The sequence below is a fragment of the Nocardioides salarius genome (assembly GCF_016907435.1).
Classification (GTDB): Bacteria; Actinomycetota; Actinomycetes; order Propionibacteriales; family Nocardioidaceae; genus Nocardioides; species Nocardioides salarius.
Genome location: NZ_JAFBBZ010000001.1, coordinates 3,522,351 through 3,540,410, shown reverse-complemented (window position 1 = coordinate 3,540,410; position 18,060 = coordinate 3,522,351). Strand labels below are relative to the sequence as shown.

The following is an 18,060-nucleotide window of genomic DNA, read 5'->3' as shown; positions in this document are numbered from 1 at the left end:
CACGGCGCCTCCTCCACTCGCGAGGATGAGGGCACCTTTCGGCGTGCGCGTAACGCAGGATGTGCCTGCGTCAATCCCAGTCGCGATTGCCGCATCAGATACGGGGCCCCTTCTCGGTTCGGGTGCGCGGCTGCGAGCCGAGCGGGTCGTCCTTAATCTCGCCGGTGTCCAGGTCGACCTCGACCAGGCGCGGTCGACCGACCCGTTCGGGCTGCTCGTAGGCCCGTCGGTTGACGGACAGCGCGTCGACGTCGTGGGCGAAGGCGTTCTCACGCCGCTGGGTGCTGGCGTCGCCCAGGTGCTCGTTGTGTCGCGGCTTGGCGGGCCAGCTCTTGTGCTCGTCGTCGCAGTGGGCCCGTAGCCGGTTGCGCATGCGGTCGGTGAATGCCGGCAGGCAATAACGATGCCACTCCTCGAGCGCGTCGCTGGTCATCGCCAGCCCGGCACGGCGGCGCTGGTCGGCCAGCACCGCGATCTCGCGGACCAGGTGCGGGTGCAATGGCCAGCAGCTCGGGATGAGCCCGGCGACGTCCCAGGTGTATTCGCGGTTAAGCCAGATCACGACGTCCTCGAACCACTCCCACAGCTGATGTCGGAGCTCGGGGTCGAGGCACGTGGCCGGCTCCCAGGGCCGGGGCAGCAGGGCGTGGTTGCCCAGGGCCTTCTTCTGCTCCTCGGTGCCGTTGATGGCGATGTGGAGCTCGCGGTAGGCCAGCCGGACCTGTTCCCCGGGCACGGGGAACGGGAACACCATCGGGCTGGGCGCGGCCCGTCGGGCCTGATCGGTCGTCACTGCTCACTCCTTGTCGGTTCGGTCTCGTCGTCGACGAAGCCGAGGCGGCGCGCCTCGACGAGGGCGGCGGTCGCCCGGGCCTCGGGGGTGATGACCATGCGGCGGTCGTTGGTGAGCCGCGCGCGCAGCGCCCTCTGGTCGGCCACCAGCCGCTCGCCGGCCTTGCCCTCCACGCAGCGGTGCAGCTTGGCGATGATCGGCTTGCCGTTCTCGGCGATCACCAGGGCCCGCCGCTCGGGGAGCTGGCGGACCTCCTCGGGCCGCATGATGGGGATGTCGTCGCCGGAGAAGTTGCGGCCGCTGCCGTTGAACCCGCCGGTGGAGTGGGTGACGCGGCCGATGCGGACGGTTCCGAGCAGGTCGGAGATCTCCTGGTTGAACGCGACGTCCTTGGACCCGCCGAACATCACCAGCGTGTTGGTGAGCCCGAGCAGCGCCCGGGCCTCGTGCTCGCCGAAGATGCTGGTCAGCTGGGGACGGGTCTGGGCGGCCCAGATGAACGACAGGCCCAAGGCGCGCTCGTTGGCCATCCGGGTGCGCAGGGTCGGCAGCGGTGCGGTCGAGGGCAGCTCGTCGAGAACCGAGACCAGCGGCGGGCACAGCCGGCCGCCCCACGGTGAGCTGTTGGCCAGCAGCAGCCCGGTGTCCAAGACGTGCTCGGCAACCGCAGTCATCAGCGGGCTGGCCGAGGCGTAGGGGTCTTCGCGGCCCAGGAGGTAGATGGTGCCGCGTCGACGGATCACGTCGGCCAGGTCGGTGGCCGGGTGCCCGTGGCTGGGGACGCAGCGGCGGCGGATGTCGGCCTGGAAGAACAGGGACACCGCCTGCTGCACCGTGGTGATCGTGTTGCCGGCGGTGCGGTCGTCGCCGTTGAGCGCCCCGTGCAGCAGGCCGTGCCAGAACGGCTCGGCGTGCGGGTGCCGGCGCAGGATCTCCATCGGCTGGCTGGCCGCGGTCGGGTTCGCGACCCACTGCAGGACGTCCTCGAGGGTCTTCCCGGTCAGGGCCGCGGCGTGGAAGTAACCCTGCAGCACCTTCGCCGATTCCGCGGCGTAGAACCGGGCGGCATCGTCCCCGGTGCCGCCGGTGATCGCACCCTTGACGGTGCCGGCGGTGAAGGCCTTGGCTCGCCGCTCGGCGACCTTGGGGTCCACGCAGCCGGCGATCGGGTCCCAGATCAGCTCGTCGACGACGCCCTCGGCCAGCCCGAACGGGTCGAGGACCACGCACGGCCGGTCGTCGCGGGAGCGTTCGGTGAGGCTGAGCAGCAGGTCCTCGACCTTCGTCAGGGTGACCAGGGCAGCGCCCGGGGCACTGAGCAGCGCCGGGGTGAGCAGGTCGAGGGTCTTGCCGGAGCCCTGCGGGCCGATCACCCCGGCGGTGCGGTCCCACGGCACCCAAAGCTCGCCGCCACGCGGCTCGTGCGCGTCCCCGATGCGCCAGCCCACGTCCCACGGGTTGAACCTCAGCTTCATCGCTTCTCCTTCGTCCGGCGGCCGTTCAGGAGCCACGGGCTGAGCCCGTGGCCGAGCTGCGGCCCGGTCTGTTCGGTGAGGTCGCCGGCGGTGCGCTGAACGGGTGCCGCCGTGGCGGTGGCGTGCTTGCCGTAGAGGTCGGGGCGGACGATGCCGGCGACCTTGCGCAGCCGAGTGACGCCCAGGATCTTCTCGGCCTCTGCGGCGGTCGCCATGCCGCGCATGCGTCCCGGGCCCCAGCGCTGGTAGGCCCAGGCGCCGACCCAGATGGTGGCGCTCAGCAGCGCGACCCCGGTCATCGCGAGGCTGACCCACACCGGGGCGCGGCCAGCCAGGCCTTCCGGTGTCGGTGTGGGCAGGCCGGCGTCGGCGTGCCCGCTGAGCACGCCGGGGAGGCTGGTCCAGAAGGCGGTGCCGATCGGTGAGGGGAACGCGCCGGCGTTGGCGTCGGGCCAGGTCCAGCCGGCGCCGGCAAGCAGGTTCGCGACGGAGCGGCCCAGCTGGATGCCGATGACGATGACGATGACGAACAGGGTCGCCAGGGCCACGGCTACAGGGATCTCCCAGGTCCAGGGGTAGGGGTCGCGTCGTCGCTCTCGCTGCATTGGATTCCGCCTCCTGGGATCGTGGGTGGTCGAAGTTCTGGCTGGTCACCTATGTGTCGGGAGGGCCCGGCAGCGATCACACAGACCGGGTCGGGTTCGAGGCGTTTTCAGCCAGCCAGGTCGAGGGGTCGACGTTGTCGGGTCCGTAGATGGAGCCGTTCTCGAGGCGGACCTCGAAGTGGAGGTGGCAGCCGCTCCCGTTGCCCTCCTTGCCGACCTGGCCGATCGGCTCGCCGGCAGCGACGGTCTGGCCGCGGCTGACGGTGACGCTCTGCATGTGCGCGTACCAGGTGGTCAGAGAGCCGGCGCCGGTGGTGACCTTGACCAGCTGCGAGCCAGCCCAGCTCTGGCTGGTGTCGATCTCGATGGTGCCGGCGTGGGCGGCGTAGACGGTCGTGCCGCACGGGGCGGAGAAGTCGGTTCCGGTGTGCCAGTTGCTCCAGTAGGGGCCGGTGTCGTGCCAGTTGCGCTTGTCGGTGCCGATGTACTCCGCCGGCACCGGGTAGACCACCTCGTCGCAGGACGCGCCCTCGAGGCCGACCGGGGAGACCTGGGCGTTGGGGAGCACGTTGATGTGCGGGTGGTCGAGGTGGTTCGCGGTGGCCGAGCCTCGGTCCTCCATCGGCCGCCAGCCCTCGTCGGCTCGCGCGGCCGACCAGATGCGCTGGTACCAGATGATGTAGTCGATCCCGAGCTCGCGGGCGTGGGCCTGGGCGTACGCCACGAGCGCGTCCCCCTGGGCCTTGCCGGCGGGAGTCAGCGGGACCATGAAGTCGGCCGCCAGCCCGGCGGGGTGACCGTGCGGGTCGGTGGCGCTCTCGCGGTAGCCGCCGACGGTCTTGATGTCGAACATCGGGCCGAGGATGTTGACCAGCTGCGTCAGCTGCGGCTTGACCGGGCCGAGGTTGTAGTTGGTCTCGGTCGCGACCGCGCAGCCCGCGCTGCTGCCGGCGGTGGTGGCGGTCACCAGCGGGTGGTCAGCGATCTTGTTGGCCTGGGTGCTGTTGTCGACCTCGGCGCTGGCCCAGGTGAGGTTGGCGCCGTAGATGTGGTCGATCGGCGCGTCCTGCTCGGGCTTCTTGCAGGGCTCGGCCGATCCGCCGAAGGCGTTGCTCAGTTCAGGGGTCAGCGCGCAGTGTGAGGAGTTGTTGCCGTCCTTGCCGTCGTTGAAGTCGCCCAGGATCACCGCCGGGGTGCCGGTGCCGGCGAGCTCGGTCGTGGTGGCCAGCTGGCGGCGCAGCGCCTCCGTGCGGTTCTCGGCGGCGTTCCCTTGCGTGTTGGCGGGGTTGTGGATGCTCCAGACCCAGATGACCTGCCCGGCGTTGACGCTGTCGGCCGCACCCGTCAGCTGGACGACCGGCATCCCGACGTCCTTGCCGTTGAAGTACGGGATCTGGACGAGGCGTGAGTCGGTCATCTCCCAGCTGCCGCGGTCCCAGATCACCTTGTTCTGGGTGTTGCCCGTGGCCGGGTACATGCCCCACTTGGCCGAATAGCGGTCATTCAGAGCTTTGGCCTGGGGGCCGTGGACCTCCTGGAGGCCGGCGATGGTGACGCCGGCGTTCTCGATCGCGCTGAGTGCCCCGGGCAGCCGCTTGTCCCAGGTGGCGTACCCGGCCTTCTCGTTGCCGCCACCCGCTTGGTTGTCGGTGTGGCCGGCGCCCAGGATGTTCAGGGTCCCGACGGTGATCGGGTTGACGGTGTCCTCGCAATTGCTCGCGTTCGAGACCGCGCCGTCGACGTCTGGCAGGTCGGGTAGGTCGCCGCCGAGGAGGTCGGTGATGTCGCCGGCGACGTCCTCCCACTGGGCGTAGGCGTCGGGAAAGCCCGACCGCTGCACGGCCTGGGCCGCCTGCGTCAGCGGCATGTCCTGCCAGCCGGGGACGTCGAGCAGTCCGGGGTTGCCGGTGTGCTGGGCCTTGCCGAAGAAGGCACGCGCGGCGAGCACCGGGTTGGTCACCTCAGCACGGCTCCCCCAGCCGGTCGAGGGACGCTGCTGGAACAGGCCACTGGAGTCGCGGTCGCCGCCGGTGAGGTTGACCAGCTTGGACTCCTGGATCGCGGTGGCGATCGCGATCTGCAGCCCGTAGCGGGGAACCTGGAGGTCGCGGGCGACCTGGGCGATGGTGATCGCGTTGCGGGCCTGCTCGGTGGTCAGGGTCGGGTAGCTGGAGGCGAACCGCAGTCCCATCAGCTGGGCGAGCACGTCGCCGGACGGGGGCTCGGCCGACGTCCTTGTGGTGTGGGCGGCGTTCACCCCACCTTCGCTGGTGGCCGCGGTCGTGGGGGCGCTCTCGGGGCCGGCGCCGTTCATGGCGATGCGGGCGGCGATCCAGTGGTGGTCGGAGACCATGGTCCCGTCCCAGCCGCCCTCGAGCTGCACGCCCTGGTGCTGGGGGAAGAAGATGAAGTCGACCGAGTGGTTGTGCCAGCCGTAGCCGGCGGCCTTCATCTTGGCGGCCGCCGTCCACGGGAGGTCGATGTAGGAGGCGTGGGTGTTCATGTCGCCGCCGATGAGCACCGGGCCGTGGGTGGCTAGGGAGTTCCGCAGCTGCAGCAGGATGTCCATGCCGGCGCCGTACTGCTGGGGCCGGGTCAGCGGCGGGTTGCCGTGCTGGCGGGGGTACTTGTGCGGGTTGGTCATGTGGTGGGTGGAGATCACCGACACCACGGCGCCGTCGGCGCGCTCGAGGATCACCCAGGTGGCGAACCGGTCCCAGGTGACCGGGCGGCCCTTGTAGTAGGTGTTGTCGTCGACGGCGAGGGTGACCCGGCCACCGTTGGCCTTGGACCAGGTGTCGCGCTTCCACAGCACGACGTTGCCCATCGAGTTGTTGTCGCCGGTGTGGTCGGCGACCCGGAACGCTCCGTAGCCGGGGGCGGCGGCCTCGATCTGCGCCAGGCTCCAGCCGCTGGCCTCGTTGAGGCTCACGAAGTCGGGGTTCGTTGACAGCACACGGGGCATGGAGGCCCGAAAGCCGTCGAGACCGGAGCGGCGCGGGATGTTGGCCTGCGCCATGGTGATCGTGCCCTTGACCGGGCCGCCCACGGGGCCGTCGATGACACCGAGGTCGCCGAGCTCGGTGGGTGCGGTCTCGCTGGTCTGGGTGCGGCACTCGGCGGCCGCGGTCGTGGTCATGACCACCATCAGGGTCACGACGAACGGCAGGGCCATGAAAACGATCAGGACCGGCAGTCCGGCGAGGAGTAGCTTCTTCACGACAGGTCAGTCCCGAGCGCCTCAGCCGGCTGTCTCTAGGAACTCAGGTTCGATCGGACGCCCGGAGGCCCTGATCTGAGTTCGTGCAGGTCGTGCCGGTTCGACACTCGTCAGCACTTGAATTGAAGACTCGTCACTCTGGCTGATGGTTTCGATGTACTGTCGACGCATGATCGTCTCGCTTGAAGATGGTGACTGATGGGCTTGGTGGCATTGCCGGGTGGCAGCGCTGCTGGACCGGCACTGATAGGTACGCAGGCGGTCCAGGACTTCGAGCAGGAGCTCGTTGACCAGTACGCACTGGCGATGTCCGCAGCAGGTCTGACGGACCGCCACATCGGGGGGACTCGGGCGATCGTCATCGAGTTCGCTCGCTCGCTGTCGACTCCCCTGTGGGAGGCCACCTGCGCGGACGCGGACGCCTTCTTGGCCCAGCAGCGCCGGCGGGGACTCAGCGTGTCGACCCGCGCGGGCAAGGCCGGCGCGCTGGCGGGCTTCTACGACTTCGTGATCGCCCGCTACGAGGGCACGATCCGCCGCGCGACCGGTGTCTTGGTCGAGCAGCCGATCGATGAGTTCAACCGCCAGTCGGGGGCGTCGCTGGGCAAGGTCCGGGTGCCGCCCTCGGATGAGGAGATCGACTCGCTGTTCACCGCGTGGCGCGGGTCGGTCACGCAGGCGCGCAAGTACCGGCCGGCGGCCCGCGACTACTTCGCCGCCTCGCTGTGGCGCCGACTCGGGCTGCGGATCAACGAGACCGTCATGCTCGACATCCGCGACTGGCGCCCCGATCTGGGTGAGTTCGGCAAGCTCCACGTCCGCCACGGCAAGGGCTCCGGCGGCCGCGGGCCAAAGCCACGGCTGGTGCCGGCGATCAACGGCGCGAACCAGTTGATCGACTGGTGGCTGGCCGAGGTCCGCCCGCAGTACGGCGAGGATTGGGCCGCCCCGGACGCGCCGCTGCTGCCGTCTGAGCGGTTCGACCGCGACTTGGACCGGTGCGGACGTGTCGGCGCGAACGCGCTGCGCCGCGCATTGGGGATTCAGGTCGACCTGTGGCTCCCGGCGTGGTCGGGGCGGATGACGCCACACGTGCTGCGGCACTACTGCGCCTCGTCGCTGTACGCGGCCGGGATGGACATCAAGGCGCTCCAAGAGCTGCTTGGGCACCAGTGGCTGGCAACGACCTCGGGGTACCTCCACGTCCGCAGTGACCACATCGAACGCGCGTGGAACAGCGCGAGCGACCGCGTCGAGGCCCGCTTGGGCCTCCATATCGACTGATCGAACTGACCCGACTAGTGCACTGAAGGAGAGGATCCAGATGCAGTGGAGCCTGCGGCTTCGGGCCGCCGAACGAGGGATCTGGAAGTCCGCAGAGCTGCGGCGGATGCTGGCAGATGCCGGGCTCGAGATCTCCGCCGGGAAGATGTCGTCGTGGTGGGCCGGGACCCCGCCGACGATGCGCCTCGAAGAGCTCGACGTGCTCTGCGCCGTGCTCGAATGCACCCCGAACGACCTGATGAAAACCGAGCCGGACAAGGTCGCCGCGCGGCGTCCCCGCAACACCGACGCAGCCAACGGCAACGGCGGAAACGGCCATGGCGATCCGAACGGCAACGGCGGCACGCCACCGGCGGTCACACCGCGGCTCGGCAAGCCCCGCTCGACCCCACCGCTGTAGCCCGCACCCCCACCGCTCACGGACACGACGAGCACGAGACGATCGAGATGCCCGCGCCCGGACCCAACGCCGCGTTGCGGCTGCCGCCCAAGTGCAACGCCTGCCAGAGCAACCGCGTCGCGTGGACCAGCCCCAGGGTCGACTTCTGCTACCAGTGCCTGCCAGGCGGGCCATTCACGGCTCCACCGTGCAACCGCTGCCGCACACGAACCGACTACTTCAGCCAGGGCCTGTGCAGCCGGTGCCATCCCCGCAGCCCCGAGCACATCGGATCCTGCAAGGGCTGCCTGGCCTGGGGCGTCTACCCCCGCCACAACTGGACCTGCTGGTCGTGTCGCTGGTGGCAGAGCCACTACCCGAAAGGCACCTGCGCCTGCTGCGGCCGCACCAGCCACGTCAGCGACCGTCAAGCCTGTCGCCTGTGCCTCGAGAATGCCCGCTTCGAACAGGAACCCGGCCGAGCACCCGACGTCGCCGCGGCGAGCAAGGACAGCCAGCAACTTTTCTTCGCGAACATGGTCTTCAAGCGGCGCGTGACACCGCTGCCCGACTACGTCCGCTGGGACCATCGCTGGTCGACGAAGAACAAGAACCAGCTGCCCTGCCAGCCCGGCACCAGCTTCGACGACCACGCGCTCGAACAGCTGACCCTGTTCGACATGCACCCCGACCCCGAGGTGCTGCGCCAACGCCTCCTGGTCGAGGACAGCGAACTGACCCGGTACTGCGCGGCCATCGTCGCCGATCACGCCCGCCGCTATGGCTGGAGCGTCAGGCAGCGCAATGCCGTGATCCAGTCCCTGCGGCTGCTGCAGATCCTGCGTCCTACTCCCACCGCGAAGGTCCGCGCCAGTGACGTCGTGGCGTTGCGCCGCTACGACGGCACCATCACATCCACCCTCGACGTCCTCGCGGAAGCCGGGCTTCTGATCGAGGACGTCCCGACCCGGGTCGAGCGGTACTTCAACGCCAAGTTCATCGCGTCCGGAGCCCTCCCGGACACGATGCGCAATCACCTTCAGTTGTGGCTTCAGATCATGCTCGGCGGATCCCGACAAGCACCACGCCAGCTGCCCCGCGAACCCGAGACCGTCGAGATCCACATCCAAGGTCTCGCGCCCGTCGTACAGGGATGGGTCGAAACCGGGCGCCAGTCGTTCGCCGAGATCAGCACCGACGACATCCTGGCCGCCCTCGCGGCCCTGCCTCCCAGCACCAGCCAACGCCACTTCGCCGAGATCGGCCTGAAGTCGCTGTTCAAGATCCTCAAAGGCCGCCGACTCGTCTTCACCAACCCCATGCGCGGCATCGACCTGACCCGCGTGCCGACGACCCTCCCGCTGCCGCTGGACCCCGCCTTGATCCGCGCCGAGCTCGACTCGCCGAACCCGGCCGTCGCGCTGGCCGTCGCTGTGGTGGCCTTCCACGGGCTGACCGGCAAGCAGGTCCGTGAGCTGCAGCTGAGCGACATCGTTGACGGCCGCCTCCACCTCGATGGCCGCGACATCCCACTCGCCGCACCCGTGAGGACACGGCTGAGCGCCTGGCTCGACCACCGCAACCGCACTTGGCCGGCCACCGCGAACCCGCACCTGCTCATCAACCGACGCACCGCGCCACGTCTCGTCCCCGGCGGTCCGTCCTTTCCCTGGAGGGACAGCCGCATCCGCCCGCGCGCCCTGCGAGAGGACCGCATCCTGCACGAGATCCACGCCACCGGCGGCGACGTACGCCGCATCTACGACCTCTTCGGACTTAGCGTCGAAGGCGCCACCCGCTACCTCAAGACGATCGAGCACCCCGACCTGAGGTATACGGATCACCCCGGAAGCCAGACATGACCATGTCGTTGCGTACCGCGCGGCGTGGGCCGAGAGTCGTCGCAACATCCTCACGCCACGGATAAGCAACCGCGAGGCGCACGAATCGGACACCTTGACGCCACTGACTTTGGTCACGGCCGCAGCGTGGCGGCTCAGCGTCCCCCTATGCGTCCCCCTGGGCCGTCGAAGGGCGGGGGGACGCGGCAGCCCGCGTTACGTTTGCACAGGTCAAACAGCGTCCCCCCGAAATCCAAGGAAATTCCTGAGACCCGGTCGCTCGGACGGTGAAGGAGGAGTCCCGCAAGCGGATCCCTCTGTGACACGCTCCGCGTGCCGATCGTCGCGCGGGACGCGCTCCAGTACAGGATCGGCTCGCGGAGCGCGCCAGTGCGGGATCGTCACGGGTGACATAGCGCAAATAGGGTGCGCCGCAGCGAGCAACCGTCAGGCCGGCGGGACGTCTTCTCTCCGAGTGCGGCATCCTGTGTCTCTAGCGGGGAATCGATCCCCAGTGTCAAGTCGGAGGAACAACAGGTTGAGTCACTTCACCATCGATCTTGAGGACAAAGTCGACCTGGTGCTGCGCGAGCCGTGGACAGTCGATGGGATGCACGCGCTCATTACGAAGAACCTCGACCGGCTGCGCAACTGGGAATCTTGGGCTCAGGGGGAACAGACTCGCGATGGGCTTGAATGTTTCACCAACCACCACCTCAGCGAATGGGTCGCCGGACGCAGCCTGCCCGCGGCGATCCGGCAGAACGGAGCGCTGGTCGGCTCCGTTGGAGCGCGCATCGACTTGTACGCAGGAGTTGCTGACCTCGGCTACTGGATCGATGCCGATCAGGAAGGCCGCGGTCTGGTGACTCAAGCGTCGCGCGCAGTCATCGATCACTTGCGCAACGATCGGGGGCTCCGTCGCATCGAGATCCGGGCGGCCGTCGGCAACACACGAAGCCGCGCGGTCGCCGAGCGTCTCGGCTTCGAGTTCGAGGGTACGCTGCGCCGCGCTCAGCAAGTCGGCGAGACAGTCCACGACGTTGCTCTATACGCACTGACCTGACCCTCGCTCCGGAACGACCGATCCAGCGCCAGGCACGGCCCCCGGACCGCTGGCGTCAGCGTCGCCGTTAGCCGAACGTGTCGCGGTCACAGCGAGAGCCCGAAATCAGCACCGGCACGGGGTTCGTGCGGGTCCGTTTGCACCGACCGGTCCCGCATGGTTGTATCTAGGTATTGTTTCGATCTAGGTATGGGAGTGGTGGCGGTGGGCGCCAGCATGTGGCCGGTCGGGGACCGGGAGTGGGTTGCGAGGTACCGGACGTCGATGGCGGACAGGAACGTGCCGGCGCTTGCGCTCGAGGAGCGTGAGCGCGAGCTGGCGGGCACGGTCCGCGAGATGAAGCTGTCCGCGGCGGAACTCTTCGGCGACGCCGAAGAGCTGGCCTCCGAGGACGCAGCCGAGCTCGCCACGGTGGAGGAGGAGGTGCGGACCTCGCTGGGCGGCGGCCTCCAGCCGGCGCTCAAGGAGGTGGGCGGCATGCTGGTGGGGCTCGGCGTGGTGGCCTCGTTGGTAGCGATCATCCGCAGCGGTTGGTCCATCGACATCGACACCGCGCTCGTTCTAGTGGGCGCGAGCTTGCTGGTCGCGTTCTTGGGCTGGGTCATCGCCCGGGCGCTCTTCTCATCCGGTCGGTCGGCCGCCGCTGTAGCTGCCGGGGTCGGTGCCGGTGCCGTCGCCGTTGCTGGCATCGCCTGTGCGGCCAAGGTGGGAGCCGGCCACGTCGCGGCGAGTGACGTACCGCTGCCGCTTCTGGTGGTCGGTCTGCTGGTCCCGGGAATCGCGACTCTCGTCATCGCGGACCGGATGCCGCAACAAGAGCTTCGCGAGAATTGGGACGACTCGCAGTGGCTGCGTCGCTTCAGGGGAGGTCTGCGTGCACGTCTGGTGCCGGCTGTCACGGCCCGCGGTCACGTCGCTGAGATCGAGCAGACCCTGGCGGCCGGAGGGATGTCGGCCTACTCGGAGTTCGGACATCCACTCATCCTTGCTCACGAAGTCGCCCGGGCCGACAGGACTGCGCGCAGACGGTTCTGGGCGATGTCCACGATCGCAGCGGTCGGTACGCCGTTGTGCCTCGCCGTGCTCGTCATGGCCAACCAGAGCTGGGGGATGGTGACGATCCCGGTGGCGGTTGCCTTCTTCCTCATGGCGGCCGGCGCCTTCTTGGTCGGATGGGACCGCCGACCGTGGACGACACAGCGATGAGCATCGCGGCGTGGCAACGAGCCTCGCTGCCGATGCTCGTGCTGAGCGTCCTTGCGGTCGCACCCCGACACGGGTATGGCATCTCGCAGGCTCTGGTGTCGGCGGGACTCCAACCGATCAAGGGTGCCCAGCTCTACCCGGCTCTCGTGCGGCTCGAGGACGAAGGTGCGATCGTTGCGCAATGGGAACAGAGTGAGTCCGGTCCCGCGCGGAAGGTCTACGAGCTGACCGCCGAGGGGCACACGCTGCGAGAGGACCTGCTTGAGCAGTGGCGGGCATTCATGACAGCAGCGGAGGCGGTCGGCCGTGCACAGTGACACCACACCCTCCGAAGCCGTCACCGCGGCTGAGTCTCGACGCAGCGCTCCCCAACAAACCTTCCCGCGCCCGGTCACCGGCGTTGACCTGCTCCTCGCGGGCCTGGCTGTCGTAGTGGGACCCGGTGTTGTCGCGGTCCTCGTCATCGTGACCGGCGTCGCTCTCGACCAGCCCTGGCTGGTCAGCATCGCCATACCTTTGGCCACCATCGCGGCCGGTGTCAGCCTCTACATGGCCCTGCTCCGTCGGGGATGGGCCGGACGGGATCTCGGCTTCGTACGAGCACGCCGCCGCTCTCTGTGGCATCTGTTGTGGGAGGTGCCTCTGCTCTGGGTCACAGCCCTGCTTCTCACCATCCTCATCGGGACACTCATCGGCATCGGCCCAGCCGAGACGACCTCCACGACGTCGAACTCGGCTGACGCGTTGGCACTCGGTGCTGTCGGGGTGCTGGCAACCGCTGTGTGTGTCACGATCCTGGTCCCAGCGCTGGAAGAGATCCTGTTCAGACGACTTCTCTTCGGCTGGCTCGAGCAGCGCTTCGGCATCGCGGCCGCACTCGGCGGGTCAGCGATCGTCTTCGGTGTAGTCCACGTTGTGCCCCCGGTGATCCTGCTTCAGTTCCTGATCGGACTCGGTGCCGCGCTCCTGGTGCGCGCCCACCGCACCTTGTGGGCACCCCTGGCCCTGCACGGCCTCAACAACGGGACAGTCACCGTCGTCGCAGTCACACTCCTGCAGTAGCCACCACGCGGGCCACTGCTCTCATTCGACGAACAGCCTTCGCAGCCGCTCCAGACACCTGCGGCCACAGCAACCCAGCACTATGAACCGCAGCACGATCCTCTGCGGGACGACAGCCGCTGATCCCGACCACCGTTGAGGACGTCGCCGTTTGCGGGTTGGTCACCCGGACGACCGGATCAGCCGAAGTCCGTGCGTTTGGCAGGGCTCGTCTCACCTAGTCGCAGATGCGAAGCGGCTCATTGTCGGGTGCGGGCACGAACACGACCTGCCGCCCTAGCGCCTCGAAGACTGCGCGGTCATCGGACAGGGTCTGCCCCGCGGTTGGTTGACACCTGACCTCTGAGGTTTCGGCCTCAGGCGGAAGGATGTCCCCGTGGCAAAGCCCTATCCCAAGGAGTTCCGTAACGACGTCGTGGCCGTGGCTCGCAAGGGCCAGGCCCCGCTGTCTCAAATCGCGAAGGACTTCGGCATCTCCGAAGGCTCGCTGGCGAACTGGATGAAGCAGGCCGACGTCGAGGACGGCCGGCGGCCCGGCCTGACCGACGACGAGCGCAAGCAACTGCGTGAAGCCAACAAGCGGATCCGGCTGCTCGAGCAGGAGAACGAGGTCCTCCGCCGGGCTGCTGCCTACCTTTCGCAGGCGAACCTGCCGGGAAAATAGTCTTCCCGCTCGTCCGTGAGATGGCCGCGACCGGTGCCCCGATCAGGGTGCCGGTCGCGGTGGCGTGCAGGGTCCTGGGCTTGTCGACCCAGGGGTACTACAAGTGGCTCAAAGACCCGGTCTGTCAGCGAGACTGGGACGACGCGCACCTCATCGACGTCCTCTACGACCTCCATGCCGACGACGCGACGCTCGGCTACAGGTTCCTCACCGACGAGCTCGACCTCGAGCACGGCATCACCGTCGGGGAGAACCGCGTCCACCGGCTCTGCCGCATCGCCGGCATCACCGCGTCACACCACAAGAAGCGCAGCAAGGCCGGTTCCACCGGTCCTGCGCCGCACGACGACCTCCTGGCGGTTGTCGACGAGCACGGTGTGGTCCGCCACGAGTTCGTTGCCGATGAGCCGAACAAGGTGTGGCTCTGGGACATCTCCGAGCACCCCACGCGGGAAGGGAAGCTCTACATCTGCGCGATCAAGGACGTGTTCAGCAACAAGATCGTCGGCTACTCCATCGACACCAGGATGAAGTCGTCCCTGGCCCGTGCTGCGATGCGCAACGCCATCGCGCTCCGATCGCCGACCGGGACCGTGTGCCACTCAGACAGAGGCGGTCAATTTCGAGCCAAGCGCACCCAGCGGCTCCTGGCGAACAACGACCTGGTCGGCTCGATGGGACGCTCCTACGGAGCCGGCGACAACGCCAGCATGGAGAGCTTCTTCTCCCTGTTGCAGAAGAACGTCCTCGACACCCAGCGCTGGGACACCCGCGAAGACCTCCGCCTCGCGATCGTCACCTGGATCGAAACCAAGTACAACCGACGCCGCCGGCAACGCGCCCTCGGGAAGCTCACGCCCGTCGAGTTTGAGATGATCTACGCGACCGCAGAAGCGGCATGATCACTGTGTCGCGTGCCGGGTTCAGTGGAGGCTCTGAAGTGACGCGTCGACGGTAGTCGGCGCGGGGTTGTGCCGGTAGTGCTCTTCCTCGAACTCGACGGGTGGGACGAGTCCGATCTCGCCGTGCAGGCGTCGGTGGTTGAACCAGTCGATGTACTCAGCGACGGCGATCTCGAGGTCGTCGATGTTCTTCCAGGGGCCCTTGTTGCGGATCAGCTCGGCCTTGAACAGCGAGTTGAACGCCTCGGCCAGGGCGTTGTCATACGAGTCGCCCGTCGACCCGACGGATGCGACGGCGCCGGCCTCGGCCAGGCGCTGGGTGTAGCGAACCGCGAGGTATTGAACGCCCTTATCGCTGTGGGCTATGACGCCGGTGGTGTCCTGGCCGGCGTGCTCGCGGGTCCACAGCCCCATCTCGAGAGCGTCCAGCGCCAGGTCGGTGCGCAGGCTCTTCGACAGCTGCCAGCCCACCACTCGGCGGGAGTAGACGTCGATGACGAACGCGGCGTAGACCCAGCCGGCGAAGGTGCGGCAGTAGGTGATGTCCGCGACCCAGACACGATTCGGTGCAGGTGCCTTGAAGTCGCGGTCCAGCAGGTCCGGGCGGGCATCCGGGCCGGTGCCGGGGATCGTGGTGCGCGGCCCTTTGGCTCTGCTGATCCCGCGCAGCCCCTCGGCGCGCATCAGCCGGTGCACGGTGCACCTGGCGATACGGTGACCGCGCCGGTTGAGCTCGGCGTGCATCTTGCGGACCCCGTAGACGCCGTAGTTGTCGGTGTGGACCTGCCGGATCACCTCCAGGCGCTGCGCGTCGGCGACAGCGCGTGCCGAGGGCGGCCGGGACTTCGCGGCGTAGTAGGTGCTCGGGGCGATCTGCATCCCTGCCTTGCGTAGGACGGTGCAGATCGGCTCGACCCCGAACCTCGCCCGGTGCTGGTCGATGTACTCGACCAGCACCGCCGTGGTCACTTCAGCTTGCGGTCGAGCTCCGCCGCGGCGAAAAAAGCCGAGGCCGTCCGCAAGATCTCGTTGGCCCGCCGTAGCTCCTTGACCTCACGCTCGAGCTCGGCGATGCGCTGCGCCTCGGTGCTGCTGACGCCGGGACGGTGGCCCTCGTCGACCTCGGCCTGGGAGACCCAGTTGCGCAACGTCTCGGGATTGATCCCCAGCTGATCGCCGACCCGCTTCAGTGCGCCGGTCCTGGTCGCCGGGTCACGCCGCAGATCGACCGCCATCCTGATTGCCCGCTCCCGAAGCTCCTCGGGATACTTCCTCGGTGCTGCCATGACTCTCATCCTTCCGTGGAATGAGAGCCTCCATCAGACCCGGCACGCGACAATGGGCTCTTAGGCCGTCATCCCCGCTTCCGGGCAGCCTGATCGGGGGGCAGCAGTGCCCGGCCGTCGGCCCGCCATGCCTCCATCCCGCCGTCGAGTTCGATGACGTCGGTGTAGCCCAGGTCGCTGAGCGTCACCGTGGCCAAGGTGCTCATATTGCCCGAGCGGCAGTAGACGGCGATCAGCGCGGAACTGTCGGCCGGTAGCTCGTCCACCCGCGTGCGCAGCCGGTCGAACGGGATGTTCGCCTCGGTGCCCGGAATGGAACCCTCGTCGGGTGTGTGCACGTTGAGGACGAAGGTCGCCGGTTTGGCGATGAGGTCGGCAAAGGTCGCCGGCGAGACCCTCACCGCGGTGTCGTCCGCGTTCGGGGACGGGTCACTCCCGCAGGCGCTGAGCAGAATCACCGCTGCGAGCCCGGCGATCACTGTGATGCTCAGGCGTGGCAGCGGGTTCAAGAACATCGAGCCTCCTCGGTATGGGGTCAGACCTCGTAGGCGATCGAGGTCATCATGCCCAGCTCCATGTGGTAGACGTTGTGGCAGTGGACCGCCCAGCGCCCGGGGTTGTCCGCCACCAGGTCGATGTCGACCTGCTCCATCGGCAGCACGTTGAGGTTGTCCTTGCGGACGCCGCGTCCGTCGCGCCGGGCCACCGCGAAAGTGTGCCCGTGCAGATGGATCGGGTGGAACATCATCGAGTCGTTGACCAGGCGCACCCTCACCCGTTCGCCGGCGGCCACGGCCAGCGGTTCGTGCTCCTCGAAGGTCCGACCGTTGAACAGCCACCGCCGTCCCTGGTCGTCCATGGTGAGCTTCATCGTCAACTCCCTGTCGACGTGTCCGGCTCCGAGCTCGACCTCCGGAGCCGCAACCAGGTCGGCATAGGAAAGCAGTCGGCGAGAAGGCTCGGCCGGGCTTCGACCGAGCGGCGGCACCTCGCCGCTCGCGGTGCGCAGCAGGGCCCGCGCTTCTGGATCCATCTTCCCCTCGGGGCTGGCCACGATGGGGAAGACCCCATCGCCGGCGGTCACGACCACGTCGTACCGCTCACCCATGCCGACGATGAGGGCGTCGACCACGATCGGGACGACCGGGAAGCCGTCCGTGTGGGTGACCGTGAGCCGGTGGCCGCCGACGGCGAACCGGTACGCCGTGTCGGAAGCCGCGTTGATGATCCGGAACCTGATCCTCTGGTTCGGCGCACTTGTGACGGTGACGGGTGCCGACGGAAGCCGCCCGTTGATCAGGTGGGCCGGGTAGGAGACGTCACCGGTATCGGCGCCCAACGGCTCATCGGCCGAGGGCATGCCCATCTCCATGCCGTCCATGCCGTCCATGCCGTCCATGCCGTCCATGCCGTCCATGCCGTCCATGCCGTCCATGCCGTCCATGCCGTCCATGCCACTCATGTCGCCCATGCCGTCACGGCGGAACCCGGCCAGTAGGTCCGCCGGAGGCTTACCCCATCCGTCGGTCCAATCGTCGAGGACGAGCACGACCTCCTCGTCGTACTTCCCGGGCTCGGCCGGGTCGGCGACGACCAAGGGCGCATAAAGACCGGTGTCGAGTTGCACGCCCACGTGTGGATGGAACCAGTACGTCCCCGGATCGGGTACGACGAAGTCGTAGGCGAACTCCGCGCCCGGAGCCGTGGCCCTCTGGGTGAGATCGGGTACGCCGTCCATGTCGTTGCGTAGCGCAACGCCGTGCCAGTGCACGCTGGTCGGCTCGGCCAGCCCGTTGACGAGGCGCACACTCAGCTCGTCACCCGCGGTCACCTCGATCGGCTTGCCGGGCAGGGAGCCGTCATAGCTCCACGTGTCGACCACTCGACCGCCGAGGTCGACGCGGCTCGGCGCGGGCGTCAACGTGCGCTCGACCACCCGCCCGGTTCGACGGCGAGCTTCTTCGGCGGCGGCGACCGCGGGATCGGTCGGCGTCATGAGCCGGGGCGAGGAGTCGCCGTCGATCCAGCGCGGGAGCCCTATCGCCCCGCCTCCGGCCAGCGCGGCGGCGCCACCGAGGAGCAGGGCGGTACGCCGACTGATCCGAGGGGACGAACCCGGGGCCTCGGTCGCGCTCTCGAGGGGCCACGACGGGTGGGCAGGCTCCTCAGGCACGGCCTCACCCCTTCTCAGACCGGCACTCGCCAGGGACCACTCTCCTGGTCTGGGCCGCGGGTCTATCGCTCACGAGCATGATACGGGGCCGGGGTATGGATGGC

The 18,060-nt window shown here is 68.4% G+C and carries 15 protein-coding genes and 1 other annotated feature; of the genes, 8 read left to right on the top strand and 7 right to left on the bottom strand.

Annotated features, from left to right (window positions below; genetic code table 11):
- Positions 1-94 precede the first annotated feature (94 nt).
- The 4 genes from JOE61_RS16955 to JOE61_RS16940 all read right to left on the bottom strand — a co-directional run bounded on the left by JOE61_RS16955 (position 95) and on the right by JOE61_RS16940 (position 6,093).
- Positions 95-793 (bottom strand): hypothetical protein, encoded by a 699-nt coding sequence (locus JOE61_RS16955; RefSeq protein WP_307823073.1) that lies wholly within the window; start codon positions 791-793, stop codon positions 95-97.
- Complete coding sequence (locus tag JOE61_RS16950) at positions 790-2,268, bottom strand: type IV secretory system conjugative DNA transfer family protein (RefSeq protein WP_193671132.1); 1,479 nt, start codon at positions 2,266-2,268, stop codon at positions 790-792. Before JOE61_RS16950 ends, JOE61_RS16955 begins: the two co-directional genes overlap by 4 nt.
- Positions 2,265-2,873: a hypothetical protein gene (locus JOE61_RS16945; protein WP_193671131.1), complete on the bottom strand. Its 609-nt coding sequence runs from the start codon at positions 2,871-2,873 to the stop codon at positions 2,265-2,267. The genes JOE61_RS16950 and JOE61_RS16945 overlap by 4 nt, the downstream gene beginning before the upstream one ends.
- A 76-nt stretch (positions 2,874-2,949) precedes the next feature.
- Complete coding sequence (locus tag JOE61_RS16940) at positions 2,950-6,093, bottom strand: VldE C-terminal domain-containing protein (RefSeq protein WP_193671130.1); 3,144 nt, start codon at positions 6,091-6,093, stop codon at positions 2,950-2,952.
- Between the two features lie 198 nt (positions 6,094-6,291).
- Here JOE61_RS16940 and JOE61_RS16935 point away from each other — a divergent pair, with 198 nt between their 5' ends.
- The 8 genes from JOE61_RS16935 (at position 6,292) to JOE61_RS16900 (ending at position 14,497) form a co-directional block, all read left to right on the top strand.
- A complete protein-coding gene (locus tag JOE61_RS16935) occupies positions 6,292-7,377 on the top strand; it encodes a tyrosine-type recombinase/integrase (RefSeq protein ID WP_193671129.1) in 1,086 nt (361 codons plus the stop codon).
- A 40-nt stretch (positions 7,378-7,417) separates the two neighbouring features.
- Complete coding sequence (locus JOE61_RS16930) at positions 7,418-7,777, top strand: helix-turn-helix domain-containing protein (protein ID WP_193671128.1); 360 nt, start codon at positions 7,418-7,420, stop codon at positions 7,775-7,777.
- A gap of 47 nt (positions 7,778-7,824) precedes the next feature.
- Positions 7,825-9,618, top strand: coding sequence for a site-specific integrase (locus JOE61_RS16925; RefSeq protein WP_193671127.1), 1,794 nt, complete (start codon positions 7,825-7,827; stop codon positions 9,616-9,618).
- Between the two features lie 517 nt (positions 9,619-10,135).
- Positions 10,136-10,663 carry a GNAT family N-acetyltransferase gene (locus tag JOE61_RS16920; protein ID WP_204797276.1) on the top strand — a complete coding sequence of 176 codons (528 nt, stop codon included), beginning with the start codon at positions 10,136-10,138 and terminating at the stop codon, positions 10,661-10,663.
- 189 nt (positions 10,664-10,852) lie between these two features.
- Positions 10,853-11,869, top strand: a complete 1,017-nt coding sequence (locus JOE61_RS16915; RefSeq protein ID WP_204797275.1) for a hypothetical protein — start codon at positions 10,853-10,855, stop codon at positions 11,867-11,869.
- Positions 11,866-12,186, top strand: a complete 321-nt coding sequence (locus tag JOE61_RS16910) for a PadR family transcriptional regulator (protein WP_204797274.1) — start codon at positions 11,866-11,868, stop codon at positions 12,184-12,186. Before JOE61_RS16915 ends, JOE61_RS16910 begins: the two co-directional genes overlap by 4 nt.
- Entirely contained in the window at positions 12,176-12,931 is a 756-nt protein-coding gene (locus JOE61_RS16905) for a CPBP family intramembrane glutamic endopeptidase (RefSeq protein ID WP_193671125.1), read from the top strand. The genes JOE61_RS16910 and JOE61_RS16905 overlap by 11 nt, the downstream gene beginning before the upstream one ends.
- Positions 12,932-13,307: 376 nt before the next feature.
- Positions 13,308-14,497 (top strand): IS3 family transposase gene (locus JOE61_RS16900; protein ID WP_307823072.1). Its coding sequence is split into 2 segments (ribosomal slippage): positions 13,308-13,586 and positions 13,589-14,497, totalling 1,188 coding nucleotides; the frame shifts between segments, so codons are not numbered across the junction.
- 21 nt (positions 14,498-14,518) lie between these two features.
- On the opposite strand, the gene JOE61_RS16895 is transcribed toward JOE61_RS16900, so the two are convergent.
- From JOE61_RS16895 to JOE61_RS16885, 3 genes are all read right to left on the bottom strand, one after another.
- A protein-coding gene (locus JOE61_RS16895) for an IS3 family transposase (RefSeq protein WP_204797272.1) occupies positions 14,519-15,783 on the bottom strand; the annotation gives its coding sequence in 2 pieces (ribosomal slippage) (positions 14,519-15,504 and positions 15,504-15,783; 1,266 coding nt in all).
- Positions 15,362-15,505, bottom strand: a sequence feature (AL1L pseudoknot). Its footprint overlaps the gene before it by 144 nt.
- 68 nt (positions 15,784-15,851) lie before the next feature.
- Positions 15,852-16,298 carry a rhodanese-like domain-containing protein gene (locus JOE61_RS16890; RefSeq protein WP_193671176.1) on the bottom strand — a complete coding sequence of 149 codons (447 nt, stop codon included), beginning with the start codon at positions 16,296-16,298 and terminating at the stop codon, positions 15,852-15,854.
- Positions 16,299-16,318: 20 nt separating this feature from the next.
- Positions 16,319-17,779, bottom strand: a complete 1,461-nt coding sequence (locus JOE61_RS16885) for a multicopper oxidase family protein (protein WP_227492412.1) — start codon at positions 17,777-17,779, stop codon at positions 16,319-16,321.
- Between the last annotated feature and the right edge of the window lie 281 nt (positions 17,780-18,060).